The sequence below is a fragment of the Streptomyces sp. NPDC030820 genome (assembly GCF_055572075.1).
The window spans coordinates 148,946-174,295 of sequence record NZ_JBVIEB010000011.1 but is presented as its reverse complement, the minus strand read 5'-3'; the positions used below and the strand labels follow the sequence as shown (position 1 = coordinate 174,295).

Below are 25,350 nucleotides of genomic sequence, written 5' to 3'. Positions count from 1 at the left end.
TGGTCGAGTAAATGAACGCTTGTTCACATGAAACGCGTGCGTTGTCGGTGGGTTCCGGTATACCGATCGACTATGAGTGTTACTCAGGACGCTACCTCCTCCTACGGCCATACGCAGCCGCGATCGGTTGACGGTAACTCCCCAGATGACGACCACGGGGCTGCTGCGGTCCCTGCGTCGCGTGACGCTAGCCCCGGTGACGACAGAGACCCGCCGACCGCTCAGGACGATTACCTGCTAGTGGAACTGCTGTGTGCCGCCTTGGCGAAAATCCGCCTCGAACGACAGCGGGCCGGCGTTCCAGCGCGCGGCACGGACGGGTCGGGGCCATTGCCGCGTGCCTGGCGTGATGCGCGGGGTCGCCTGTGGTGGAAGGCGCAGGCACTGGGGTTGGATGGGCCTGGCAACGATTTGGAGCTGTTCGACTGGTGCCGTCGCCCGCTGGGGTTGTGGCCTGTGCCGCTGTCCCTAACCGAAGTCGATCTGGAAGCGGTGCTGCTGGAGGGCGATTCCCTGTCCGAATTCGCCGAGCAGGCGGCAGACCTAGTCCAGCACGCTGACGTCGAGGCGGAACTCGTTCAGAATCAGGTCTTCGCCGCCCTGATGCTGTGTGCACGGATGAACGGTGGGGACGACGGTGCAGTCCAGCAGGTCTACCGTCGGCTGCGACGCTTGCTGATCGACCACCCGGTGCTCAGCGACCGCGAGGTCCAGACGCTGGCAAGGGAACTACCGGCAGAGGACTCCGACCATGACTCGTTCCTCGCGAAGTTCGTCCGCATCGCCTATGTTCACCACCCGGTCCAGACGCCGGGGAAGGTTCGCCTGCGGCGTTGTGCCGACTGCCGTAATCCATTGGATGACAGGGCCCTTGGTTGTGGGACTCCTGGCTGCACGGGGGTGGCAGAGCGCTACGAAGTGGCGTGTCTGGGTGGCTATTGGACACAGCACCGGGCAACCCGCCAGTTCTTCCACGACCCGGGATTGCTGGAGGGCCGGCTGCTGGACCAGGTGAGAGAAATCGCCCACGAATGCTTGTGCGTCGAAGACTGGCCGTGCCTGGACGCGTGGGATATGGCAGTGACGTTCAAGGCCAAGGAGCCAGGTGCAGAGGCGGAGTGCTGGGCCGTCGACGCCAAGGACTGCTCAAGCCCCGCCCTGCTCGCCCGAGGCTTTCACTGCGATCCCCGCGTTCCAGCGCGGAGGCACATCATCGTAGTCCCCATGCACCGCCTCAGAACTCCCGGCTACCGCGCGGATCTCGAACGCGAACTGCAGGGCCGAGTTTCCGGCGTCGAGGTCCTCGACGAGAAGACGTTCCTGCGGCAGGTCACCGTCCGTGCGCGCCAGACAGGAGGAACGCGATGAGGGACACCCGTGCCTGGAGCAAGTCACTGGTCAAGGAATTGGCGGACGACAGTGTGCGCCCCCTGCTCGGCCCCCTGAGGCCCTGGGAAGTCTGCGCCCTGGAGGTGGGCCTGTCGTTCCTGGACGACCATCTGCCCGGCCGGGGCATCGGCGCGCTGTGGCCGGTGCTGTCCGGATACATGCGCCTGGATGAGGACCTGGGCCCGCAGATCCGGACGCTGCGGGAGCTGATGGGCCCGCTCGCCAAGACCGGGACCATGCGGGAGAAGCTCGATCAGTACGTGAAGCTCCCGGCCCAGGTACGCGGCTTTGAGCCCTGTGACATGCCCGGCCACAAGCCGGAGTTGTCGACCGTATTCACACGCCGGTCCACCCCGTACGCCGCGGGCCGACATGACCTCTACCGTCAGACGCTGCAGAAGATCGCCCCCTACCAGACGGCCTCCCCATACCGGCCAGCACCGCCTGGTTCGATGTGCTTCTTCGAGCGGGCCGACGGCAGCAGGGAACAGATCCGCGTCCCCGAGACGCTCATCCCGGCGCCCGTCCCAGCAGTGCTGCCCGCAGCGGCCTCCCGGGCCCAGGAGCCCATCCGCCTCACACGAGAGGACTTCCAGTGGGCTGCCGAACAGATCGACAAGATCCTGGAAGCCCATCCGGAGATCGAAAACCGGGACTTCGTCAAACGGTTCGAGCAGATGCAAGCCCTGCTGGCCGACCACATCGAAGGTCATCTCCGCGACCAGCAGTGGCGGATGACCATCGACCGCTTGTGGCATGTGGTCGGCCTGATGAACAGCGGTAAGTCCACCCTGCTGGACCTGATCTCATTCATCGTCGCCCATCGCGGCGGCAAGGTCGGATTCGTCCTTGCCTCCGGCAGCGACGTGTTCGCCAAGGTCAGTTTCCTGCAAGCCCTGGGCATCGCGGCTGTACCCATCTTCGGACGCACCCGGGAAGGCGTCCATAAGGACCGGTTCTGGCGCTCGCTCCTCCACGACGGCGAGAAGACCTTCCCCACTGGTCTGGACCCTGCCGCGGCGTTCGCCGACGATCAGTGCTACTTGGAGGAGCTGCGGCTGACCAGCAGGGCCAACCGGGCCCCGCTGCCACGTGAGGAGCGACCCTGCACAGGCCGGCTCACCGTGGCCGGCGAGAGCGGGCGTCGGGACTGCCCGCTTCTGTCCCGGTGTCCGTCGCATACGGCGGCACGCATGGTTGCCGATGCACAGGTGTGGGTGACGACCGCAGCGGGACTGGCGTCAACGAGGATGCCGCAGTCCCAGATCGAAGTCCGCGTCGCTGAAGCGGCCCAGCACCACCTGTCCGTCTTGCTCGTGGACGAAGCCGACACCGTGCAGCAGCAGTTCGACGACCGGTTCCTGCTGCACGAGATCCTTTCCCAGCCCGGCAGGGGCTGGAGTCACCGGGTGGGGGACCGTATCGGACAGCGGCTTGAGCACTCCTGGTTCCTCGACCTCCTCGACCCGGAGGTGACGGCCAGCGACAAGCACTTCCGTCGGCACGATCAGGCCCTGACCGAGCTGTACCGGCTGGTCATCGCACCTGATGCGGATGCCCTGCGAGCTGTCATCGCCGAGGGACCGTTCACCGGGTACAGCCTCCTGCGGCGCCTGGCGCGCAGCCTTCACGGCCTTGGGGAACGAACCGACTTCACGGACAAGGCGGAACTGGAAAAAGCCGTCGACGAGTATTTCGAAGAGCACTTCGCCTCGCTGCTCTCCGCTCCGTTCCAGGCTCCTGCGGCGAACTGGGCGGAGCTGATCGAGGCGATGACGGCAGCCCATGACACTCGTGTCTCGGCCCAGGAGGCCGCAGAGGCGTGGATCACCACCCACCAGCCCGCCATCGACGAAGCGGATGTCCGAGGCACGCTGGCGGAGTGGGCACAACTGCTGCAGGCCGGGGTGTGGGCCGCGCGGATCACTACGTCCTTCTTCGAAGTCGCCCAACGGCTGCCCGCCATCAGCTCCTCCCCGATCGGCGACGGGGACGACTTCTGGAGCCGGCAGCCGCCGCGTGACCTGATGCCGTTCGTGCCCGAACAGGCTGCCGGGAACCTGATGGCGCTTCAGTGGCAGCCCAACCCTGGCGGTGACAGCGGATCGTTCAGCATCCTGTGGCTCCGCGGGGTCGGCCGCTGGCTGCTCTACCACCTCCATGATCTCCTGACGGTCGAGGGCATCGAGGGGCCACATGTCGTCCTTGCCTCCGCCACCAGCTGGATGCCCGCCTCGCCCCGTTTCCACCTGGACGTCGCCCCGAACCTGGTACTACGAGAGCCGGAAAAGGCCAGGGCTGCGCTGAAGGAGAGCAAGATGTTCTTCCGGCCGCCGCGCTACCCCGACGGTCGTCCCGTCTTCACCTCGGGCACCGGCGGCAACCCCACCCTCCACGCCCACGCCCTGTGCACGGCCGCCGACTGGATCTGCAACCCAGCCCCCGGCGCGCGCGAGTCCCTGCTCCAGCAAGCCCGTCTGCGTTTGGCCCCCGACCGTCAGCAAGTCCTGTTCACCGTGCAGAGCACTCGCGACGCCCAGACCGTCGCCGACTACATCAACCACAAAACGCCGTACACGGCCCTGCACGTCATTCGCGACGACGACCCGCCCACCCGGCACAGCATCCCAAGGCGCCGCCTGCCCACGTTTGCCGCTTCCGGCGCCGACATCCTGGTTGCTGCCGAAGGAGCCGTCCAACGCGGCCATAACATCCTCAACGCCCGCCGCGTCGCCGCCCTCGGCGCTGTGTTCTACCTGGCCCGCATCCACCCGCCCGCCGACGACGCCACCTTCCCACTTTCCCTGCTCAGCCGAGAGGCGATGCGCCGCCTCCGCGACCCTATTGAACTGGCCGACCCCTTGATCGATCCCGTCGACCTCGCGCGCAAACTCCGCTACGGCGAGCGCCGCCGTTGGCAGCAGCGAGTCGGAGAGCCGGTGCTGTTCTCCCGCCTCACCGACCCGGTCGAACACGCGGCGTTCGTCGGCAACTTCCTCGTCCCGCTCCACCAGACGATCGGCCGCGGCATCCGCGGTAACGAACCCGTGCTGGTGTACCTCTGCGACGCCGCCTTCGCACCCCGCACCGCCACGCTCGACGAAACCGCCGCCGACACTCCGCGCACGAGCGTGATCGTCGCCGCCCAGCAACTCCTACACGGCTGGCTCACCGATCCAGCCCCGACCGCCGGCGCGGCAGAACGCCTAGACCACGCGCTCGCCCACGCCTGCTGGGGCCTGGCCTCCCATCTCCTCGACAACATCGACTGGGGTCACCGCTGATGCCTGCCTACCGCGCCACCCAGGCCACCGTGCTCACCTTCGCCACCGGGGCCAGCTGGCCCGTCACGGGCTACCGCGCGACCTGCCCACCAGGGATGCTCAACCTTCTCCAAGCAGCCTGGGAAGCCCGCCCCGGCCGCCGAACGCGCAATGGGCCCGACAACCTGCCGACCAAGTCACTGAGGGACCTGCTCACCCTTATCGACCCGGACATCTCCTCAGTGCACTGGGATCCACGCCATCCAGCCTGGCTCCGCGGGCGTACCAAGATCGACCCGGACCTGCTGCTGATCGCGCTGTCGGCATGGGCCTCCGCTCACGTCGCGCCCGACGTGCCGGACGCCGACTGGTACGGCCGTCTTGAAGGAGCCGGTCAGTTCGAATGGATCCCAGAAGACCTCGACCTGGCCCAGCACGGCCTCCATCCCAACGGCACCGCCAACCCTCCACCGCATGTCTTCGAACTCCTGCCCAGCCTCGTCGCTGAACACCTCACCACCACCGAACTCCGGCTCCTGGGGCACAACCGGGATCTCCGCCTCGGCCCTACCCAAGCCGACGGCCGCCGCACCCTGCACCTCGGCCAACCCGAGCTCCTCATCGATGAAGACGGCGCGGCCGGCGCCAGCGTGGACGTCCTCACCTTCCACCTGGAAACCGTGCCCGGCGTCCCCGAAGTCCACCTCCACGTCGACCTGGGTATGACCCGCTTCGCGACGAACGCCGTCGACTACATCCCCCGCCGCGGAAACGGGGACCCCACCGCCAGCGTCCTGCTCTCCGCCAAGGAAGGCTTCATCCACCGCCGCGAACGTCCCATGCTCCTGCAGAGCTCCGTCACCATCCGCCGACGCGGTCAGGACAGCTCCTGGACCTGGCAGCCGGGCGTCGCCAGCATCCTCGCCCGCCTCACCCACCACGAGCCACCCAGCCTCGACGAGCTGCGTAACGCCCCGGGCAACGCCGCTGCTCAGCCCTTCGCTGCCCACCTGGTCCACAGCACCGGCATGACCTACCGCCATCCGGCCCAGGACGGCGCCCCGCCGACTCGTGCCACCCACGAGCATCCCGTTGGCCACGGCTACCAGCCCCGCGACCACATGGAGGTCCTCACTCAGGTCGCCCGACAGCTGGAGGACAAGGGCCTGGTCCCGCTGACGCCCACGCCTAAGGCGCGGACCCGTGCGAAGACGCGCCTGCCCATGCAGCTGCCCGGATCCCCCGCTTACGAGATCGAAGTCTGGGCGTCCTCTGACCGCACCTGGCAGTGCCTGCAGACCGCCGCCAGCAAACTCGACCTGGCCCCCGCCACCGCAACAGCGGATCGCACCAGCTTCACCGGGCCGATCAACCTCACCCTCCACCGCCGGGACCCGCAAGACCTCACCGCCGGCCTGCCGCGCTCCACCGAGTCGGACCCAGCGGCGCGGCGGGCCGCCTACGAAGCCAGCGAGGCCGAACGCACCATGCGAATCACCCGTGCATTCCCCCGCCTTGCCCACCCCATCGCCTGCATCGTGGAGATGGAAGGCGCGGCCTACTTCACCCGCACACGCCTACGCGACCCCAAGCCCCTCTTCAAGAAGGTGCTCCCAAGCCTCCGCCGTAACGTCCAGGGACTGCGCCCCATCCCGCCAGCGAACCCCAATCCCAGCAAAGCAACCCTCGCCAAGCGCTTCCCCGGCACCGACTTCTCCACGACCGACATCGAGCGCGCCACTTCCGCTCTCCGGGACGCCCTTCGCCAGGCGGGCCACCTGCCCAAACTTCCCGCCCCACCCGGCGTGGACGGCCCCTTCGAGCTGATCACCGTATGGCTTGCCCCGGCCGGTGAGCGGATGCTCGTACCTATGCTGATCCGTCAGCACACCCACGAGGAACCCACGGCACAGCTCATGACGACGGCTGGCAGCCCAGCCGAGCACCCCATGCCGCTGACCGCACTGCCGGAAGCCCTCGTGGCCGGACGCGGACGCGTACCCCGTACGGCACGCGCGGCCCTCGCCGACTTCTTCACCAACGCGCTGTCGCTGGACTCCACCGCCGACCGCCTGCTGCTCGTACGCCGCGCCCGGACGAGCGACAAGAATATCTGGCCCTGGCTACAGGACGGCCGCATCACCTTCGACCAGCTCGTGCTGCCGGGCATCGACATCACAGCCCCCAACGCGGACCCAGTCCGCCGCAAGCCTGGCGACCAACCGGGCCTGCGCATCATCCGGCTACGCGAGCGCGGCGACCGCTCTGCGGTACCCAGAGCCTTCGGCATCACCCAGGAGATGGTCAGCGCCAGCGACGACTCCGACGAACTGATCTCTGTCAGCCGACACGGACGATTCTCCGGCCTGGTCGAAGTCGGGGAACGCGCCTTTTGGGGCATTAACCCGCGCTCCGATCAGAATCAGACTCCCCTGACCCTCACCAAGCTCGACCCGGCCCAGACTGCTAACCGGACCTGGACCTGCTCCAACCCCAACTCACTGGAGATCGTGCCCGCCTTCCTCCAAGGCGGCGACAACCCGGCCGACTGGGCCATGTACGTCCATGCTCAGCGACGCCTCCACGCCCACACGACCATCGCGACCACCTGGCCGGCAATCGTGCACCTAGCCGAACTGATGGAGGAATACATCTCCTGACCTCCACGACCGAGCCCGCCGTTGCTCGGTCATACACAGACCGGGCACACCAGAAGACCACCACGACAAATGGCCTGCAATCACGGCGGCGCGGAGGTGTGGCGGGCACCTTCCGCACATGTGCATTACTCAGCCAGTCGCGGCGAGACTTCAGTCAGGTCGCGACTGGCGGTATGAGCACCAGCCCGGATGCGTCTGGAGCCGACTGGGAACCGCCCAAGGTCAGATCCGACCTCGTAGCGTCAGGAAGACAGCAAATCCGCAGGCAGTCGCACCGGCGGTGTGGCCTCGTAGAACGATCTCAACGGGGCCGTGACCGTGCTTGTTCGTAGCTCGTCGGACAGCAGGGTCTTGTCGAGTTCCAGCGGGAGATCCGGGCCCGTCGACACGGTTGTGACCAGCCAGCGCAGCAGCGTGCTGTGGGCTACGCGCCGCAACTGGTGCAATTCCTTTGTGTCGGCGTCGCCGGTTTCGTCACCGTGGGCGTACTTCGAGCGGCGCCCATAGGCCCTGCCTACGACCTGAGCGACAGCGAGCCTGTGGCTGTCGGTCATCCACAGAGCCGCGGCGCGCTGTTTCACCTTGCGGCTGAGATCGGCTTGTTCCTCATCCGCCAGGAGCGCCTCCAAGGCGATTACATAGTGAAGTGTGACCTCATCGGCATCGTCCTCCCAGACGAAGTCGTTGCCGTAGGTCCGGTGTGCGGCACGGACCAGGTGCTCGCTTGCTCGTTGCAGACGTCTGGCACGCATCTTGGCTCTCTTGCTCTTCTGATCAGCACCCGCCAGCACCGTGCTGATCAGCCCGTCCACGGCTGTTGCGAATGCGTTCAACCGTGGCAGGTCCATCTTGGTCACCCGCCACAGGCCGGTGTCACGCCTCTCGTACTCGATCTCCCTACCCGTGTCGTCGACGTGGATGTCGGGGACCACGGGCACGGTGCCAGCGTGGAGGTCTGCTCGGCGTTCTCGTTCGACGATGAACCAGGCGTTCATACGGAGCATGTTGCTGCTCCACAACAGCAAGGTCAGCAGCGGTCGCCAGTGCAGCAGTTCGGGCCGGGTGTGCATCCCCATCAGAGGGAAGCGGTAGCCATTGACCAACGCCCTTTCATTGACCGTGCGTTGGAGGACGAGCGCCCCGTCCAGAACGTTCTCGGCAGCGGGCGCTTCCTCAACAGAGCCGGTAATAGAGTGCAGCGGCGGGCGCAGGTGTCGCAGTTCGTCACGCCGGAGGGTGCGGAGGGTGTACTCACCGAGCGGGATGTCTGTGCCGGCCGGGGCCTGGCCATCAAGGAGCAGCCAGTCTTCAGAGGCCGGCCGGGGCGCAGTGCAAAAAGTAGAGAAGCGCGCCGCCACCTGATCATCGTCGATGTCCGCACCGTGGCCGACGGCGTGGGCCACTCGGCTCAGCCCGCTCAGGTACAGCAGAGTTTCATCCCGCAGGCTACCGTCCGCGGCATACAAGTCGTCGCGCCTTTCCGGCGGGGCCAGCGCGGACACACAGTTCCTCACGCATGGCCAGGCCGGGAGGCCGGCGAGGGGCCGCCAGTCCGACTCGTGTGTTCCCAGTGCGCTGGCCTCGCGTACCTGAGTCAGCCACCTCGTCAACTCCACTCGCAGTTGCGAAGTTTGGTCCATCTGCATCTGGCCGACTGTAGCGGGGTGCACCGTGGAGCAGGATGGTTCCCAAGCACTAGTCTGGTGCACACCTCAACCACGCGACCTACGGCACCAGTGAGTAGCCCTCGCCCGACCCGCCTGGGTCGGCAGTCGCCTCGGCGGTGAGAAACAGCGCTCGGGCGGTAGCCGGGTCGATGCTCGGCCGACCATTCGGATGGCGGGCGTTGACATTCGGCTGGTCAAGCCGTCCGGGCCTGGGCCAGGTCGGCGAGGGAGGCGGGCGCGCGCCCCGACGTTAGCGCATCCTCTCCCGCATGTTGAGCAGGTGTATTCGGCCTAGGCTGGCGTCAGGTCCTTCAATGCGCCCTGAAGGGCCGCCCCGGTCACCGGTGCCGCCTCAGCAACCTTCCGAAGATCTTCACCGGTCAAGTACCGGTAGCTCTGCGGTGGATGGAACGGTCCCGAGGCTCGCAGCGCGGCCAGCGTTACCGGGTCCTCGAAGGTGATCGGTTCCTTGAGCAACAGACCGCTGGCCTGAGTCGCTCCACTCATGTACTCGTCGTACTCGCGACGACTGATCCCGGCACTCGTGCGGCTGGCCGACCAGACCTCCCGCGGGGAGGCCACTTGCACAGAAGCGATCCGAGCCATGCCCACGATGGCCATCGTGGGCGCGGTCGCATAGAGGAGTACTGGAGTTCCGGGCAGGACGGCGACGCGCTGTCGGCGGACCTCGACCGTCTTTGTTCCGGCCAGGATCGCCGTGGCGAACCTAGGGTGGACGGACAGCAGCATCGCGCGCTCCGGATCACTCACGTCTTTCGGTGCCCCTCTTCGTACATGGCCTGGAACAGCGCGTTGCTGATCTTTGACAGCTGCATTGGCGGTACCCACCGTAGCCCCAGCCCCTTGGCCAACGCGGTCACTCGTGCATGCGTCACCTGTACGGGAAAGATCTCCGTGTCCGAAAACCTCAACGCCATGGCCTTGCCCGACACATCGGCTGCGGCACGCACTTCGGCATGACCATATACGCCCAGGTGTTCGAATCGCGAGAAGAGGGTGTCGGGGTCGTCGATGACCACCTCGTCGAGGCGCGAGCAGCCGATGACCATCTTGCCCTGCTGCCCAGAAGTCCCCTCACTGACGTACCACAGGATTCGGGCGGGAACGCTCTCTCCGCGGTGTCCGGACGAGCGGTAGTAGACATGCTCGCGGCTGATGCCCAGTACGTCGTCACGGGGAACCAGCATGGCCGGAACGTCGAAGAGCTCCGTGGACCAGCGCGGCTTGATGGGCGCGATGAAGGAGGGAAGGGCCGTGTCGATCAGTTTGGCCGGCCACCACACCCGCTCGGCCACGCTCGCGATCTCGGGCGACACACGAGCATCCAGCCGTGGCGTCGACCGCCTCATCCGCCCCGCGATCTCCGCAGCCTTCTCCGAGACCGCTTCAGCAGGTCCGCAGACGTCGACCAGAAGCGCGGTGAAGCCGCTTTCGTCCTCGGTGAAGCCGTCGGCGCCGGCAGCCGCCATAGCCGTCGGAGACAGGAACGGATCGGTGATACGGACCGCCTGCGCCCCTCGCTCCCGGCCAAGGCGCTTGAGCATGAACAGCAGTTGCCGTGCAAGTGTCTCCTCCAGCGGGTGCGACGCCGTACGGAGGAACGCGACGTTCAACGTGCGGCCGTCCATCGCCCAGACGTAAAGGGCCACCGGGTGCCCTTCTCCATCCCGGAGCAACTCCCTGCGCCACAGCACCCCGTCATTGGCGAGGCTTTTCAGCCGCTCCGCGAAGCCCGTTCCACGGTCGCCCTCGGCCTGGTCGAAGAAGGCGACCAGCTCTCCTTCACCGCCTGGCGCGATCTCCTCGGCGGAGAAGGCAGTGCCCATGAGATCCGCAGGACGGTACACCTGGGCCTGGCGCAATTCGTCCACATGCAGCGTGACCACCGCCGGGGAGACGACCTTGACCCGTGCGACGTCCCAGGCGATGTCCGCTAGAGCCGCTAGTGCGGGATCGCGCGTCACCAGCACCTGGAGCCCGGCACACGACGTCTCGGCCACGTAGCGCAAGCGGGCACGCTGCCGATCATCGAGGGGAACAGCAGGCAGCTCCTTCCTCGCTGCCGCGGCCAGCTCCTCCAAGCGGATGGCCACGGCAGCGCTGTCGGGAGACAGTGACCGCAACTCGGCAAGCCCCGCACGCTGATGATTGCGCGCCTCACGCTCCTCGACATCACGCACATCGTGCAGAAGCTGCGGAGTGAACGCGAGCTCGATCAGGTCGGCGAGCCATCCTGCCGCGAGAGCACGGGACTCCTCAACGGCGCGTTCCGTTCCCGCACCGCGCAGCCCGGCGAACACGCCATGATCGACGGTCACCACCAGAAGCGCATCACTCTGGGCCTCGGCGAACAGATCCTCGTGTCCCAGATCGAGCCACCACGTGTCCAGCGTCTCCTTGTCCTTGCCCCGCCCAAGGCTCTCACCCTTGGGAACAAAACCCAGCGCTGTCCACATGCCGCTGAGCCCGTAGTCGCGCCGGCACTTGGCACGGATACCGAGCCTATGAGCGTGCCGCGCGCGGATCGCGTCGATCAGCTCACGAGCGACACCCTTACCTCGGTGTTCCTCAGCCACACACAAATGAGCCAGCCGCACATACAGACTCCGCTTGGGCAGCCCGAAGAGCGCGTAGCCGACGACCTCTTCGTCATCCACGGCCACCAGCAGGCCGCCGTCCTCGGCGTGCTTACGGTAGGCAGGAGGCGTGAGCAGCCCGAGATACTTCGTATACCGGTTACCCAAAGCGATAACCGCGTCCAGCAGCTCCGACTGTTCCGCAGACACCGGCAGCACTCTGATCGCCATGTTCCCCCTCCGGTTCCCTCAACCGACAATGCCCCAGGACGGCATACTGCCCAGCAGCGTCAGTGGCGAGCCACTGATTGATCAAAACCGGCTAACTGGCGGGAACCCATCCGCTCTTGTTTCGTTCACCGCCGCCATGGCCGACTCGCCAGCAGGTCAGGGAGGCCGAGCTGACGGCAACGGTGATGACGCCGACCGCACGGACTTAGACACGGTCCACGTCACTCCCGCTCGTTCGAGCGACTTTTTCGAACCAACCGTCGCTGAGTAACGAAACTGACAACATGCCGCCGTCGTACGTCAACCTCGAGTTGAAGGCGGGCCATTGGAACGGCAGGTCAATGAACGGCAACTGTCGGTGCTGCAGTGGGTGGAAGACGGGTGCCCTGCGGGCGTCTGGGAGACCAGCTCCTACAAGACCACCTGTCAGGCACTGCAGAACCGGGGCCTGGTCACGGTCTCCCGGAAGGGAGGCAGTGGAGCGTAGCCCTTACGAGTGCAGGCCGACACTATCTGGCGCACGGCACCTACCCTCCCCGTGGGTTTCGCCCGAGGAAGGCCCAAGCCGCCGCTCCACGACCCCAGTCCACCCGGGCGCAGGAGACTCCGGCCGCCGCACGTAAGCCAGGCCCTCCCGCACAACCTCGTGTGACGTTCACGGAGCAGCTGTTGCAGGAGCTCGCGGACGCCGGCGGGCGGATCGTCAAGAGCGGTAACGGGCCGGAGTTGGAGAAGTGGCCGTCCCGCGTCGCCGCGGCACGCAGGTCCGGAAGGGTCCCGGAGACGAAGGAGTTGTACGGGGGCTGGTGCCCTGGCGGGTACGAGATCAAGCTCGTCGACATCCCCTCCTGGCGCCTCGCCGTCCTCGAACCCGTCCCCGTCCCCTCCCGGCTCGCGCGGCCACACACCGTGGTCCGGGCCATGCAAGCCGAATCCCAGCCGCTGGGCCTGACCAAGCCCGTCCAAGGACGTGCCCTCCGGCTCATTCATGCACTGGTCACCGCCGTCGAGGCCAATGGGCACTCCAGCTCAGCCGGACAGACCGACTTTGCGCCGCCATCTCATCGCCGCCGCAGCGCGTCTCCCCATTTCACCATCACCGCACAGGGCCAGACCGTGGGGTTTCTCGTCCTACAGGAGCAGGACCGGACCGAGCACGTCGCCACCGAGAAGGAACTCGCCGCCACCACGAAGAACTCCTGGATCAGGATCCCCCGCTACGACTACACCCCGTCCGAACGACTCCGCTTCGTCCTCAGCGGCGGCCAGCCGCACCGGTCGAGCGAATGGGCCGACGCCCCCAACCATCCTCTCGAAGACCAGCTCGCCGAAATCGCCCAAGAGGTCACGCTCCGTGGCGAAGCCGCCGAACACAGACGCCTCGACGAGATCGAAGCAGCGCGCCAGAAGCGCATCCGCTGGGAAGCCGCCATGGAAGAAGCCCGCATCCGCTACGCCGAGGCGTACCGCGTCAGGCACTTCGAGGCGCAGGAAGCGGCATGGCGCCACGCCACCCGACTGACGGAGTACGTGAGCGCCGTACGCACGCGTGTCGACGCCATGCCTCCGGGCCAGGCCAGGATCGAAGCCGAATCATGGATCAGTTGGGCAGCGGCCACCATCGAGCGCCTCGACCCACTGAGCACACCGCCCCGACTGCCCGACATCCCCGAACCACAAGCCGACGATCTGAAGCCCTTCCTCGGGCACTGGAACCCCTACGGGCCCACCTACTGAGCGCCCGCTCCGCGAAACGTCCGGCCCGCCGAAGTACGGCCGTCCGAAACTCGGTTGATTTTCGTTCAAGTTCCCGCAAGGCCAGCCTTCGGGAGCACCGCTTCCACCCAGTAGGATCTGCACGATCAGTTAGGTGACGCACCATCAGAACGAGCGTCAAATGAGCGTCACGAGCGTCATTTCAGCGTCAAGATATCGCCCGTAACGCCCACACCGCACATAATGCGCACACACAAAACCGCAGGTCAGGAGCCCTTCGCGGCCGGTTCAAGGATCGCGACACACTCAACGTGGTGGGTCATCGGAAACAGATCGAACGCCCGAAGCGTCCGCACCCGGTACCCGCCCTCGCGGAAGTACGCCAGGTCCCGGGCCAGCGCAGCGGGATCGCAGGCGACGTAGGCGACGCGGCGGGCGCCGAGGGAGCAGAGGTGGGCCACCGTCGTACGGCCCGCGCCCGCCCTGGGCGGGTCCAGGACGATCAGGTCGACCTCGGTGATGCCGGTGCGCGGCAGGACCGACTCGACCTTGCCCTGTTCGATGCGCACCCGCGGGAAGTCGGCGAGGTTGTGGCGCGCGTCCTCCACCGCGCGCTTGCCGGACTCGATGCCGAGGACCGCGCCCTTCTCGCCGAGCCGGTCGGCCAGCGCCCCCGCGAACAGGCCCACTCCGCAGTAGAGGTCCAGGGCCATCTCGCCCTTGCGCGGGAGGAGGCCCTGCATGACCGCCGTCACCAGGGTGTCCGCCGCCTTCGGGTGGACCTGCCAGAAGCCGCCGTTGCCGACGCGGTGGGTGCGGCCGTCCGCGCGCTCACGGACGAAGGGGCGGCCGTGGACACGGTGGACGCCACCGGACTTCTCGTCGACCCTGAGGACCGACACCGGCTTGTCCAGTTCGACCAGGGGGAGGCGGGCGCCCGGGCGCGGCGTCAGGATCACCTGACGGTCCTGCGAGCCCGTCGCCGCGATCGCCTCGACCGACTCCATGCCGGTCCAGTCCCGCCGCTCGATGCCCAGCTCGCTGACGCCCTCCGCCGCGATCATGCAGTGGTCTATGCGCTCGACCTCGTGCGAGCGGTGGCGGCGCAGACCCGCGTGGCCCTCGGCGTCGACCGCGTACTGGACGCGCGTGCGCCACTGTGGGACCTGGCCGGCCGGCAGCTTGTCGCCCTCGGCCGGCATCACCGTGCCGTCCCAGCCGGCCTCCTCGGGCGTGAGACCCGCGAGCCGCTTGAGCTGTTCGGCGATCACCTCGCCCTTGAGGCGACGCTGGGCGCCCGGCTTGGCGTGCTGCCAGTCGCAGCCGCCACAGCGGCCCGGCCCGGCGAAGGGGCAGGGGGCCTCGACACGGTCCTTGGAGGGCTCCAGGATCCGTACGGCGTCCGCGCGCAAGAAGCGGGCTCCTTCCTCGCCCTCGGTCACCTTCGCCACCACGCGCTCGCCCGGCAGCGCGTGCCGGACGAACAGCACCTGGCCCTCGGCGGTGCGCGCGATGCAGTGGCCGCCATGGGCGACGGGGCCGATCTCGACCTCGTACTCCTCCCCGGCCAGCGACTTCTTCGGTTCTGCCTGCATGGCGGGGTGACTCCAGATCGGGAACGGGAAACGGCCGGACAACAGCCCACCAGTCTACGTGGCTGTCGTCCGGCCGTTCACCACAGGCCGGGCCCCGGGCTCAGCGGCCCGGGCTCAGCACCCCGGCCTCACTCCTTGGCCGCCGACGGCTCCTTCGACGGCTCCTTCGGCCGCTCCGCCGCCGGACCGCGTCGCACCGCACCGGGTGCGTTCCAGTCCTGCCGCTTGCGGGCCCGTACCTTCGCCGCCTCGGAGGACGCCAGCTGGTACGGCACCGAGGTGACCATCACGCCGGGGGTGAACAGCAGGCGGCCCTTCAGGCGCAGGGCGCTCTGGTTGTGCAGCAGATGCTCGTACCAGTGGCCGACCACGTACTCGGGGATGATCACGGAGACCGCGTCGCGCGGCGACTCCTTGCGCAGGCCCTTGACGTACTCGATCACCGGGCGGGTGACCTCGCGGTACGGCGAGTCCAGGACCTTCAGCGGTACGTCGATGCCGCGCCGCTCCCACTCCTCGTGCAGCACCTTGGTCTCGGCCGCGTCGACGTTGACCGTCAGCGCCTCCAGGGTGTCCGAGCGCATCAGCTTGGCGTAGGCCAGGGCGCGGAGCGTCGGCCGGTGGATCTTCGAGATCAGCACCACCGAGTGCACCCGCGACGGGCGGACCATGTCGTCGTCCGGCTCCTCGGGGGCCGAGAGCTCCTCGGCGACGCCGTCGTAGTGCTTCCGGATCGCGGTCATGGTCGCGTAGAAGAGGCACATGCCCATCAGTGCCACCCAGGCGCCGTGCGTGAACTTCGTGACCAGGACGACGACCAGCACCAGGCCCGTGAAGAAGGCACCGAACGCGTTGATCGCGCGGGAGCGCATCATTCGGCGGCGCGCCGCCGGGTCCTGCTCGACCGCCAGGTGCCGGTTCCAGTGCCGGACCATGCCGGTCTGGCTGAGCGTGAAGGACACGAACACGCCGACGATGTACAGCTGGATCAGCCGCGTGGAGTCGGCGCCGTAGATGAACGTCAGCAGGGTCGCGGCGCCGGCGAGCAGCACGATGCCGTTGGAGAAGGCGAGGCGATCGCCGCGGGTGTGCAGCTGGCGCGGGAGGTAGCGGTCCTGGGCGAGGATCGAGCCGAGCAGCGGGAAGCCGTTGTACGCCGTGTTCGCCGCCAGGAACAGGACCAGCGCGGTGGCTGCCGCGAGGACCACGAACAGGAAGCTGCCCTTGCCGAAGACCGCCTCGGCGACCTGGGAGATCACCGGGTTCTGGACGTAGCCGGAGCCGAGCGGATGCCCGTTGTGGATCAGGTCGGTGGCCGGGTTCTCGGCCATGCGGACCTTGGTCGACATGGCGAGGGCGATGATGCCGCAGAACATGGTGACGGCCAGCAGGCCCATCATCGCGAGCGTGGTCGCCGCGTTCTTCGACTTGGGCTTGCGGAAGGCCGGGACACCGTTGGAGATCGCCTCCACACCGGTCAGCGCGGCACAGCCGGAGGAGAAGGCGCGCAGCAGGAGGAAGACGAGCGCGAAGCCCGCAAGACCCTGGTGCTCGGCCTTGATGTGGAAGTCCGCGGTCGGGGCGTGCATGGTGTCGCCGAGGACCAGGCCCCGGACGGCGCCCCACACGATCATGATGAAGACGCCGCCCACGAAGACGTAGGTGGGGATCGCGAAGAGCTTGCCGGACTCCTTCACGCCGCGCAGGTTCATCAGCGTGAGCAGGACGATCACGGCGACCGCGCACAGCACCTTGTGCTGGACCACGAACGGGACGGCGGAGCCGAGGTTCTCGATGCCGGAGGCGATGGAGACGGCGACGGTGAGGACGTAGTCGACGAGCAGGGCGCTGGCGACGGTCAGCCCGGCCTTGGAGCCCAGGTTGGTGGTGGCGACCTCGTAGTCGCCACCGCCGCTCGGGTAGGCGTGGACGTTCTGCCGGTAAGAGGCGACGACCGTGAACATCAGCACCACGACCGCGACGGCGATCCACGGGCTGAAGTGGTACGCCGACACGCCCGCGACGGACAGGACCAGCAGGACCTCGCCCGGGGCGTAGGCGACGGAGGACAGCGGGTCGGAGGCGAAGACGGGGAGTGCGATGCGCTTCGGCAGGAGCGTTTCGCCCAGCCGGTCACTGCGCAGTGCGCGCCCGATCAGGATCCGTTTGGGCACGTCGGTCAGTTTGGACACGAGAGAGGATGGTAGGCCTTCGAACTGGCAGACGCCCACCCGGTCCCCGGGATCTGCCTCACGAGTGAAATCAGAGGCGCACGGAACTGCGGATTCCGCGGTCCGCGCGCTCCCCGTGCCTAGATGGCAGACCCCGCTTGTCATCGCACCTCGGAGGACCTATGCCCGGCACCGCGGAGCTGATCGGGGCGACTGTCGCCCTCCTCGGCCTCGGAATCCTGACCCTGTGCAGCGTGCGCAGCATCACTCGCCGGCCCCCGCCCCCGGTGATCGCCGACTCCGATCGCTGACGCTGCTCACGCGCATGATCGCGGAGGGTGATCATGGAGAACCGGCGCAGGGGGGTGCCCACCCCCGGCGCCCGTGTGTAGCTTTGGGCCTCGGTCTGAGACCCTGATGCTGAGCAGTAACTTTTGGACACCGGAAGGACGGTCGTGCACATCGTCATCATGGGCTGCGGAAGAGTGGGCTCCGCTCTTGCCCAGACCCTGGAGCAACAGGGCCACACGGTCGCCGTGATCGACCAGGACCCCACCGCCTTCCGTCGGCTGGGCCCGGGCTTCGGTGGCCGCCGGGTCACCGGTGTCGGCTTCGACCAGGACACCCTGCGCGAGGCCGGCATCGAGGAGGCCGGCGCTTTCGCCGCCGTCTCCAGCGGTGACAACTCCAACATCATCTCCGCGCGCGTGGCCCGTGAGATGTTCGGCGTGGAGAACGTGGCCGCCCGTATCTACGACCCGCGCCGCGCCGAGGTCTACCAGCGCCTGGGCATCCCCACCGTGGCGACGGTCCGCTGGACCGCCGACCAGATGCTGCGTCGGCTGCTGCCCTCCGGTGCCGAGCCGCTGTGGCGCGACCCCACCGGCGGGGTGCAGCTCGCCGAGGTGCACGCCTCCCCGAAGTGGGTCGGGCACAAGATCAGCAAGCTGCAGGAGGAGACGGGCGTCCGCGTGGCGTTCCTGACCCGCCTCGGCGAAGCGATCCTGCCGACCTCGCAGACGGTGCTGCAGGAGGGCGACCTCGTGCATGTGATGATGCGGGCGGACGACGTCGAGAAGGTCGAGACGGCGTTCGCCCTGGGCCCGGAAGAGGAGAGCGGTCACTGATGAGGGTCGCCATTGCCGGAGCCGGCGCCGTCGGCCGCTCGATCGCGAGCGAGCTGCTGGAGAACGGCCACGAGGTCCTGCTCATCGACAAGGCCCCGACCGCCATCTCGGTGGAGCGGGTGCCCCAGGCGGAGTGGCTGCTGGCCGACGCCTGCGAGATCACGTCCCTGGACGAGGCGGCGCTGCAGCGCTGCAACGTCGTCATCGCCGCGACCGGCGACGACAAGGTCAACCTGGTCGTCTCGCTGCTCGCCAAGACGGAGTACGGCGTCCCGCGCGTCGTCGCCCGTGTCAACAACCCGAAGAACGAGTGGCTGTTCAACGAGGCCTGGGGCGTGGACGTGGCCGTCTCCACCCCGCGCCTGATGTCCGCCCTGGTCGAGGAGGCGGTGAGCGTGGGCGACCTGGTCCGCCTGCTCCGCTTCAGCCACGGCGACGCCAACCTCGTCGAGCTGACCCTGCCCGAGGAGTCGGCCCTGGCCGGTACCCAGGTGGGCGACGTCCAGTGGCCCGAGGACACCTCCCTCGTCACGATCATCCGCGGCACCCGGGTGCTGACCCCCTCCAAGGAGGACTCCCTGGAGCCGGGTGACGAACTCCTCTTCGTGGCCGCTCAGGCCCGCGAGGAGCAGCTGGAGGAGCTGCTGTCGGTGCGGCGCGAGGACACCTCGAGCTAGCCGGTGCGCCGCCGCGCGAGGGCCCGGGGATCATCGGATCCGCCGGGCCCTTCCCGTGCGGACGCCCACGAACTCCGGCCCCGACCGTCGGCCGCGCGCCGCTCACGCCGGTGCCGCAGCACGAACCGCCACCAGGCGAGCCGGTGCGGGGAGTCCTCCTGGGGAATCACCCGGTTCGACACCTCCCCGCATGCCTCAGCCCCGCCATTCCCCGACCGCCGGCAGGGCGCTGCCGTACATCACCTCGAAGATCTCCTGGTGCCGGTGCAGGGATGCCCCGGGGATGCCCCCACCACGGGGTGGGGCAGCGCGCGGGCGAGGTCCGCCGGGTGCGGGTACCCGACCACCTCGGCTCCCAGGTGTTCCCCTCCCTCGCCGCCCACCTCTCCCGCCGGTCCTCCAGGGCGCACCGGGTCACGAGCCCCGCCGGCAGCAGGACGGCCCGGGTTCCCCGTCACCACGAGCCCGTCACGCCGAGGCCCGTCGGCGCCGCCTCGAAAGCAGGTGCGCTGCGCACCCTCGGGTCACCGGTGCGGCACCGGGCCCCGCACACCTCGAAGACCCCCGCTCCTCTGCAGGCGGTCGGTGCCGTCACCGTACACAACCTGCCGTTGCGGCAAGGGGGTTGAGGGCATGCGAACGGCCCGGGACCTCGACGGGTCCCGGGCCGCTGCGAAGTCGCGGTGCCGTGGCCGGCTAGGCCTCCCGGCGGTGCCGTCCCCCGGTCGCCTCGCCGCCCTCGGCGGCCAGCGCCGCCTTGCGCTCCTCCTCTGCCTTCTCCTCGGCCTCCATCTCGGCGAAGACGTCGATGGGCGCGGGAGCCTTCGCGAGGAAGACCCAGGTGAGCCAGACCGCCAGCAGGAACGGCGGGATCTTCAGGGCGACCAGGACCCAGCCGAGCTTGGTGGTGTCGGACCACCAGTAGAGCGGGAAGAGGATCGCGCACTTGGCGAGCAGGATCAGACCCCAGGCCCAACTCGCCTTGGCATAGGCCTTCTTGCGGCCGGGGTTGCGGGTGCGCCAGGAGAGGTTCTCCTTGAAGACCGGGCCGAGGATGAGGCCGATCAGGGGCACACCGGCCAGGGTCGTGACGATGTACGCCACCGCAAGGCCCAGCGTGTACAGCATGCCGGGGAGGTAGAAGTCCTTGGCGTTTCCGGTGAACATCGCGAAGACGACACCGAAGGCCACGCCGAAGACACCGCTGAAGGCGTGCTTGACGGTGTCCTTCATGGCGAGCCGGACGACGACCAGGACCAGGGACACGATCAGCGCAGCGATCGCCGACACGTGCAGGTTCTTGTCGACCGTGAAGATCGCGACGAAGAGCAGGCCCGGCACGACCGTCTCGACCATGCCGCGGACACCGCCGAACGCATCGAACAGCGCGGCCTCGGTCACCGCACGGGCATCACCGGTTCCGTCGGGCGGACTCTGGTCGGTGCCTTCGGTCGGCTTGTCGAGGGACGTCACCGGCTACTCCCGTCCGAGGGGTCGCAGTTCGTATTTCGGGTTGAACAGCACCCGGCGGCCCCGGCTCATCGAGATCCGGCCCGATGCGATCAGCTTGCGCCCCGGTTCTATGCCCACGATGGAACGCCTGCCGAGCCACACCACGTCCAGCGCGGCGGAGCCGTCGAACAGCTCGGCCTCCAGGGCGGGGACCCCGGCGCGCGGACGCAAGGTGACCGTGCGCAAGGTACCAGTTACGGTGACGATCTGCCGGTCGTGGCAGTCGCCGATCTTGGTACAGCCCGCGGCGTCGGCGTCCTCACGCAGCTCCTCGGACTCCAGGTCCTCCTGCGAAGAGGAGAGCCGGTCGAGCATGCGCCGGAACCGGCCGGCCGGCTTTTCGGAACGAGGAACAGCACTCATACCTGAAGCGTACCGGGGCCCACCGACAGCGCCGTAGCGCAGCCCACTTGCAGCCCGCTCACGTTGCAGTCCGCTCACTTCTCGAACCGGTAGCCCATCCCCGGCTCGGTGATGAAGTGCTTCGGGCGCGAGGGGTCCGTCTCCAGTTTCCGCCGCAGCTGGGCCATGTACACGCGCAGGTAGTTGGTCTCGGTGCCGTACGACGGCCCCCACACCTCCTGCAGCAGCTGCTTCTGGCTGACCAGCCGACCGGTGTTGCGGACCAGGACCTCCAGCAGGTGCCACTCGGTCGGGGTGAGGCGGACGTCCCGGCCGGCGCGGTTGACCTTCTTGGCGGCCAGGTCGACGGTGAAGCCCTCGGTCTCGACGGTCGTCAGGTCGTCCTCGCCGGGCCCGACCGGCTCGGTCCGGCGCACGGCGGCCCGCAGCCGGGCCAGCAGCTCGTCCATGCCGAAGGGCTTGGTGACGTAGTCGTCGGCGCCCGCGTCCAGCGCCTCGACCTTCTCGTCCGAGGAGTGCCGGGCGGACAGGACCAGGATGGGCACGCGGGTCCAGCCGCGCAGGCCCCTGATCACCTCGACGCCGTCCATGTCGGGCAGGCCCAGGTCGAGCACGACCACGTCGGGGTGCCGGGAGGCGGCGAGGTCCAGGGCGGTACGGCCGTCGGGCGCCGCGTCGACCTCGTACTTGCGCGCCTTGAGGTTGATCACGAGGGCGCGCACGATCTGCGGCTCGTCGTCGACCACGAGCACCCGGGTCGTCATAGGGTCTGCCTTTCTGGTTCTGCGATGTCCGGGCCCAGGTCCAGGGGCTCGGGACCGGATCCTGCCGCCCGCAGGCTCAGGACCATGGTGAGTCCGCCGCCCGGCGTGTCCTCGGCGGTGAGGGTGCCGCCCATGGCCTCCGCGAAGCCCCGGGCGACCGCGAGGCCGAGCCCGACCCCGGCACCGCGCGGGGCGTCGCCGTACCGCTGGAACGGCTCGAAGATCCGTTCCTTGGCCTCGTCCGGCACGCCCGGCCCCCGGTCCACCACACGCACCTCGACCCGGTCGGCTATGGCGCTGGCGGAGACCAGCACGGGCCGGCGCTTCGGGCTGTACTTGACGGCGTTCTCCACGAGGTTGGCCACGGACCGCTCCAGCAGCCCGGGATCGACCTCGACCATCGGCAGGCTCTCGGGCACGTCCAGCTCGACACTGCCCTCCGGGACGCCCCCGAGTGCCATCGGTACGACCTCGTCCACGTCGATCTCGCGGATCAGCGGCGTGACCGTACCGGTCTGCAGGCGGGACATGTCGAGGAGGTTGCCGACGAGGTGGTCCAGCCGGTCGGCGCCCTCCTCGATGGCGGCCAGCAGCTCGGCCCGGTCCTCGTCGGACCATTCGACGTCGTCGGAGCGCAGCGAGGACACCGACGCCTTGATGCCGGCCAGCGGGGTGCGCAGGTCGTGGCTGACGGCCGCGAGCAGGGCGGTGCGGATGCGGTTGCCCTCGGCGAGCGCGCGGGCCCGGTCGGCCTCCTCCTGCAGGCGCCGGCGGTCCAGGGCGACGGCGGCCTGCGCGGCGAAGGCGGCGAGCACCCGGCGGTCCTCGGCGGGCAGCACCCGGCCGGTGAGCGCGAGCGCCATGTGATCGCCGACCGGCATGTCGACGTCGGCGTCCTCGGGCCGCTCCAGCGGCCGCCCGAATCCGGCGCGCCCGGCGCAGGTCCACGGCGCGGTGTCGCCCGCCCGCTCCAGCAGCGCGGCCGACTCCATCGCGAAGGTCTCCCGGACCCGCTCCAGCAGCTCCTCCAGGCTGGTCTCGCCGCGCAGCACGTTCCCGGCGAGGAAGGAGAGTATCTCCGACTCGGCGCGCAGCCGGGCGGCCTGATGGGTGCGCCGGGCGGCCAGGTCCACCACCGAGGCGACCGACATGCCCACGCCGAAGAAGATCGCGATGGCGACGATGTTCTTGGGATCGGCGATGGTCAGCCGGTGCAGGGGCGGGGTGTAGAAGTAGTTCAGCAGGAGCGAGCCGAAGGCCGCCGAGGCCAGCGCGGGCAGCAGGCCGCCGAGCAGCGCCGCCGCGACGGTGACGGTCAGGAACAGCAGCATGTCGTTGGCGAGGCCGAGGGCCACGCTGTTCAGCAGCACCGCGAGGACCGCGGGGCCCAGCAGACCCACCGCCCAGCCCCAGATGATCCGGGCCCGCCCGAGCCGTGCGCCCCGCGTCACGGGCAGCCCGCGGCCCCTGGCGACCTCCTCGTGGGTGACGATGTGGACGTCGAGGTCGGGCCCCGAGTCCCGGGCGACCGTGGCGCCGACGCCGGGCCCGAAGACGTACTGCCAGGCCTTGCGGCGCGAGGAGCCCAGCACGATCTGGGTGGCGTTCACGCCCCGCGCGAAGTCCAGCAGCGCTGCCGGTATGTCGTCGCCGACCACATGGTGGAAGGTGCCGCCCAGGTCCTCGACGAGCGTGCGCTGGACGGCCAGCTCCTTGGGGGAGGCCGAGGTCAGCCCGTCGCTGCGGGCTATGTACACGGCTAGCACCTCGCCGCCGGCGCCCTTCTCGGCGAGCCGCGCGGCACGCCGGATCAGGGTGCGCCCCTCGGGCCCGCCGGTCAGCCCGACCACGATCCGCTCGCGGGAGCCCCAGATCTTGGAGACCCGGTGCTCGCTGCGGTAGGCGTTCAGGTACTCGTCCACCCGGTCCGCCACCCACAGCAGCGCCAGCTCGCGCAGGGCGGTCAGGTTCCCCGGGCGGAAGTAGTTGGACAGGGCCGCGTCGACCTTGTCCGGCTGGTAGATGTTGCCGTGCGCCATCCGTCGGCGCAGCGCCTCCGGGGACATGTCGACCAGCTCGATCTGGTCGGCCCGCCGTACCACCTCGTCCGGGACGGTCTCGCGCTGCCGCACCCCCGTGATCGAGTCCACGACGTCGCCGAGTGACTCCAGGTGCTGGATGTTGACGGTGGAGATCACGTCCACACCCGCGGCGAGCAGCTCCTCCACGTCCTGCCAGCGCTTGGCGTTGCGGGAGCCGGGGATGTTCGTGTGGGCGAGTTCGTCGACCAGGGCGACGGCGGGCGCCCGGCGCAGCACGGCGTCGACGTCCATCTCGCCGAAGGTGGTGCCCCGGTACTCCAGCCGCCGGCGCGGCACCTGCTCCAGGCCGTGCAGCATCACCTCGGTGCGCGGCCGGTCGTGGTGCTCGACGAAGGCCACGACGCAGTCGGTGCCTCGCTCCACGCGGCGGTGCGCCTCGGAGAGCATGGCGTAGGTCTTGCCCACGCCCGGTGCCGCACCGAGGTAGATCCGAAGCTTGCCGCGTGCCATGGCTCCATTGTCTTCCGTGTGCCTGCTGCCTACGCAGCGTCGACCTTACGGCCAACAATCACGGCAAACGTGACAGAGAGGCGGGCGACGGGCAACTTTGACACAACCCTGATGACACCGCCGACGAGCAGCTGGGGGCCAGTGTCGCGTCCCGTAGGGGGCGCGGGGAACTGCGCGAGCAACCACGACGGAACCGCACCCGGCAACGGTGAACCGCACCCAACGGCGCGACCCCGCAAAACGGGCCGCACCCCGCAAGGGCACGGCCCGTACATCCCTGCTGAGCCCGGCGGAGCACCTAGCGGACTTCGGTGATCTCCGGCCCGCGCTGCAGCTGCCCCATCCCGCCCGAGAAGCGGGAGCCCTCCTCCTGCTGCACTCCCTCGGGGACCATCTGCGCGTCGTTCGGCAGCTTGAGGACGATCGGGTCGCGAGGCGCCATCGGCCCCTCACCACGGACCACGACCGTGTCACGGAAGATCTGCTCCAGCAGCCCGGCGGCCTGCGGCTGCACCGCTCCCTGCCCGGAGATCACACCGCGCAGGAACCACCGCGGGCCGTCCACGCCCACAAATCGCACGACCTGGAACCCACCCGTGCCGTCCGGCAGCTGTACCGGCACCTGGGCGCGCAGCTCCCAGCCGAGCGGGCCCTCGACCTCGTCGACGATGCCACCCTGCTGGGTGATGCCGGACGCGATCTCCTCGCGGACCTCGCCCCAGATGCCCTCGCGCTTGGGCGCTGCGAAGGCCTGGAGCTGGATGGCGCTGTCGCGCAGCACGACGGTCGCGGCGACGATCGCGTCACCGGCGACCTCGACCCTGAGCTCCATGCCGTCGACGCCCGGTACGAACAGTCCGCCGAGGTCCACCCGGCCCTCGGCCGGCTCGCGCACCTCGCTGCTGTCCCAGGGTCCGTCGGGCCGCGGCCCGGGCTCCAGCCGGACACGCTCGCGCTCGGCCTCTACCTCTTCCTTGTCCGCCTCGGTGTCGACGCTGTCGACGACCTGCTCGGCCTCGCCGGCCGCGTCCTCGGCGGCACCCTTCTTCTTGCGACGTCCGAACAC

General features: G+C 68.7%; 18 protein-coding genes. 8 read left to right on the top strand and 10 right to left on the bottom strand.

What is annotated here, in order from left to right:
• The first annotated feature begins 240 nt into the window (after positions 1-240).
• The 3 genes from ACZ418_RS29045 to ACZ418_RS29035 are packed head-to-tail and all read left to right on the top strand — an operon-like array spanning position 241 to position 7,312.
• Positions 241-1,368: a restriction endonuclease-related protein gene (locus ACZ418_RS29045; RefSeq protein ID WP_345576883.1), complete on the top strand. Its 1,128-nt coding sequence runs from the start codon at positions 241-243 to the stop codon at positions 1,366-1,368.
• The gene (locus ACZ418_RS29040; RefSeq protein ID WP_345576885.1) at positions 1,365-4,673 is read left to right on the top strand and encodes a pPIWI_RE_Z domain-containing protein; all 3,309 of its coding nucleotides are present in this window, start codon (positions 1,365-1,367) and stop codon (positions 4,671-4,673) included. Before ACZ418_RS29045 ends, ACZ418_RS29040 begins: the two co-directional genes overlap by 4 nt.
• Positions 4,673-7,312, top strand: coding sequence for a pPIWI_RE module domain-containing protein (locus ACZ418_RS29035; RefSeq protein ID WP_468368683.1), 2,640 nt, complete (start codon positions 4,673-4,675; stop codon positions 7,310-7,312). Before ACZ418_RS29040 ends, ACZ418_RS29035 begins: the two co-directional genes overlap by 1 nt.
• Before the next feature lie 242 nt (positions 7,313-7,554).
• On the opposite strand, the gene ACZ418_RS29030 is transcribed toward ACZ418_RS29035, so the two are convergent.
• The 3 genes from ACZ418_RS29030 to ACZ418_RS29020 all read right to left on the bottom strand — a co-directional run bounded on the left by ACZ418_RS29030 (position 7,555) and on the right by ACZ418_RS29020 (position 11,807).
• Positions 7,555-8,814, bottom strand: a complete 1,260-nt coding sequence (locus ACZ418_RS29030) for a hypothetical protein (RefSeq protein WP_345576889.1) — start codon at positions 8,812-8,814, stop codon at positions 7,555-7,557.
• A gap of 456 nt (positions 8,815-9,270) precedes the next feature.
• A complete protein-coding gene (locus ACZ418_RS29025) occupies positions 9,271-9,750 on the bottom strand; it encodes an ASCH domain-containing protein (protein WP_345576891.1) in 480 nt (159 codons plus the stop codon).
• Entirely contained in the window at positions 9,747-11,807 is a 2,061-nt protein-coding gene (locus tag ACZ418_RS29020) for a GNAT family N-acetyltransferase (RefSeq protein WP_345576893.1), read from the bottom strand. The genes ACZ418_RS29025 and ACZ418_RS29020 overlap by 4 nt, the downstream gene beginning before the upstream one ends.
• 648 nt (positions 11,808-12,455) lie before the next feature.
• Here ACZ418_RS29020 and ACZ418_RS29015 point away from each other — a divergent pair.
• A complete protein-coding gene (locus tag ACZ418_RS29015) occupies positions 12,456-13,544 on the top strand; it encodes a hypothetical protein (RefSeq protein ID WP_468368678.1) in 1,089 nt (362 codons plus the stop codon).
• 245 nt (positions 13,545-13,789) lie between these two features.
• Here the strand turns inward: ACZ418_RS29015 and ACZ418_RS29010 are convergent, their stop codons facing one another.
• Both ACZ418_RS29010 and ACZ418_RS29005 read right to left on the bottom strand, forming a co-directional pair.
• Positions 13,790-15,118 (bottom strand): class I SAM-dependent RNA methyltransferase, encoded by a 1,329-nt coding sequence (locus ACZ418_RS29010; RefSeq protein WP_468368675.1) that lies wholly within the window; start codon positions 15,116-15,118, stop codon positions 13,790-13,792.
• A gap of 128 nt (positions 15,119-15,246) precedes the next feature.
• The gene (locus tag ACZ418_RS29005; RefSeq protein WP_468368672.1) at positions 15,247-17,310 is read right to left on the bottom strand and encodes an APC family permease; all 2,064 of its coding nucleotides are present in this window, start codon (positions 17,308-17,310) and stop codon (positions 15,247-15,249) included.
• Positions 17,311-17,471: 161 nt separating this feature from the next.
• Between ACZ418_RS29005 and ACZ418_RS29000 the strand changes: the two genes are divergently transcribed.
• From ACZ418_RS29000 to ACZ418_RS28985, 4 genes are all read left to right on the top strand, one after another.
• A complete protein-coding gene (locus ACZ418_RS29000; protein ID WP_468368670.1) occupies positions 17,472-17,600 on the top strand; it encodes a hypothetical protein in 129 nt (42 codons plus the stop codon).
• A gap of 144 nt (positions 17,601-17,744) precedes the next feature.
• Positions 17,745-18,416: a potassium channel family protein gene (locus ACZ418_RS28995; protein ID WP_468368667.1), complete on the top strand. Its 672-nt coding sequence runs from the start codon at positions 17,745-17,747 to the stop codon at positions 18,414-18,416.
• Positions 18,416-19,093 carry a potassium channel family protein gene (locus tag ACZ418_RS28990; RefSeq protein ID WP_468368664.1) on the top strand — a complete coding sequence of 226 codons (678 nt, stop codon included), beginning with the start codon at positions 18,416-18,418 and terminating at the stop codon, positions 19,091-19,093. Before ACZ418_RS28995 ends, ACZ418_RS28990 begins: the two co-directional genes overlap by 1 nt.
• A 329-nt stretch (positions 19,094-19,422) precedes the next feature.
• Positions 19,423-19,722: a hypothetical protein gene (locus tag ACZ418_RS28985; protein WP_468368662.1), complete on the top strand. Its 300-nt coding sequence runs from the start codon at positions 19,423-19,425 to the stop codon at positions 19,720-19,722.
• 67 nt (positions 19,723-19,789) lie between these two features.
• On the opposite strand, the gene ACZ418_RS28980 is transcribed toward ACZ418_RS28985, so the two are convergent.
• The 5 genes from ACZ418_RS28980 to ACZ418_RS28960 form a co-directional block, all read right to left on the bottom strand.
• A complete protein-coding gene (locus tag ACZ418_RS28980; RefSeq protein ID WP_468368659.1) occupies positions 19,790-20,566 on the bottom strand; it encodes a DUF3159 domain-containing protein in 777 nt (258 codons plus the stop codon).
• Between the two features lie 3 nt (positions 20,567-20,569).
• Positions 20,570-20,968: an OB-fold nucleic acid binding domain-containing protein gene (locus ACZ418_RS28975; protein WP_351806002.1), complete on the bottom strand. Its 399-nt coding sequence runs from the start codon at positions 20,966-20,968 to the stop codon at positions 20,570-20,572.
• A gap of 74 nt (positions 20,969-21,042) precedes the next feature.
• A complete protein-coding gene (locus tag ACZ418_RS28970) occupies positions 21,043-21,732 on the bottom strand; it encodes a response regulator (protein WP_468368656.1) in 690 nt (229 codons plus the stop codon).
• On the bottom strand, positions 21,729-24,284 hold the full coding sequence (locus tag ACZ418_RS28965; RefSeq protein ID WP_468368654.1) for an ATP-binding protein: 2,556 nt from the start codon (positions 24,282-24,284) through the stop codon (positions 21,729-21,731). The genes ACZ418_RS28970 and ACZ418_RS28965 overlap by 4 nt, the downstream gene beginning before the upstream one ends.
• A 298-nt stretch (positions 24,285-24,582) precedes the next feature.
• The gene (locus tag ACZ418_RS28960) at positions 24,583-25,350 is read right to left on the bottom strand and encodes a DUF3710 domain-containing protein (protein ID WP_468368651.1); all 768 of its coding nucleotides are present in this window, start codon (positions 25,348-25,350) and stop codon (positions 24,583-24,585) included.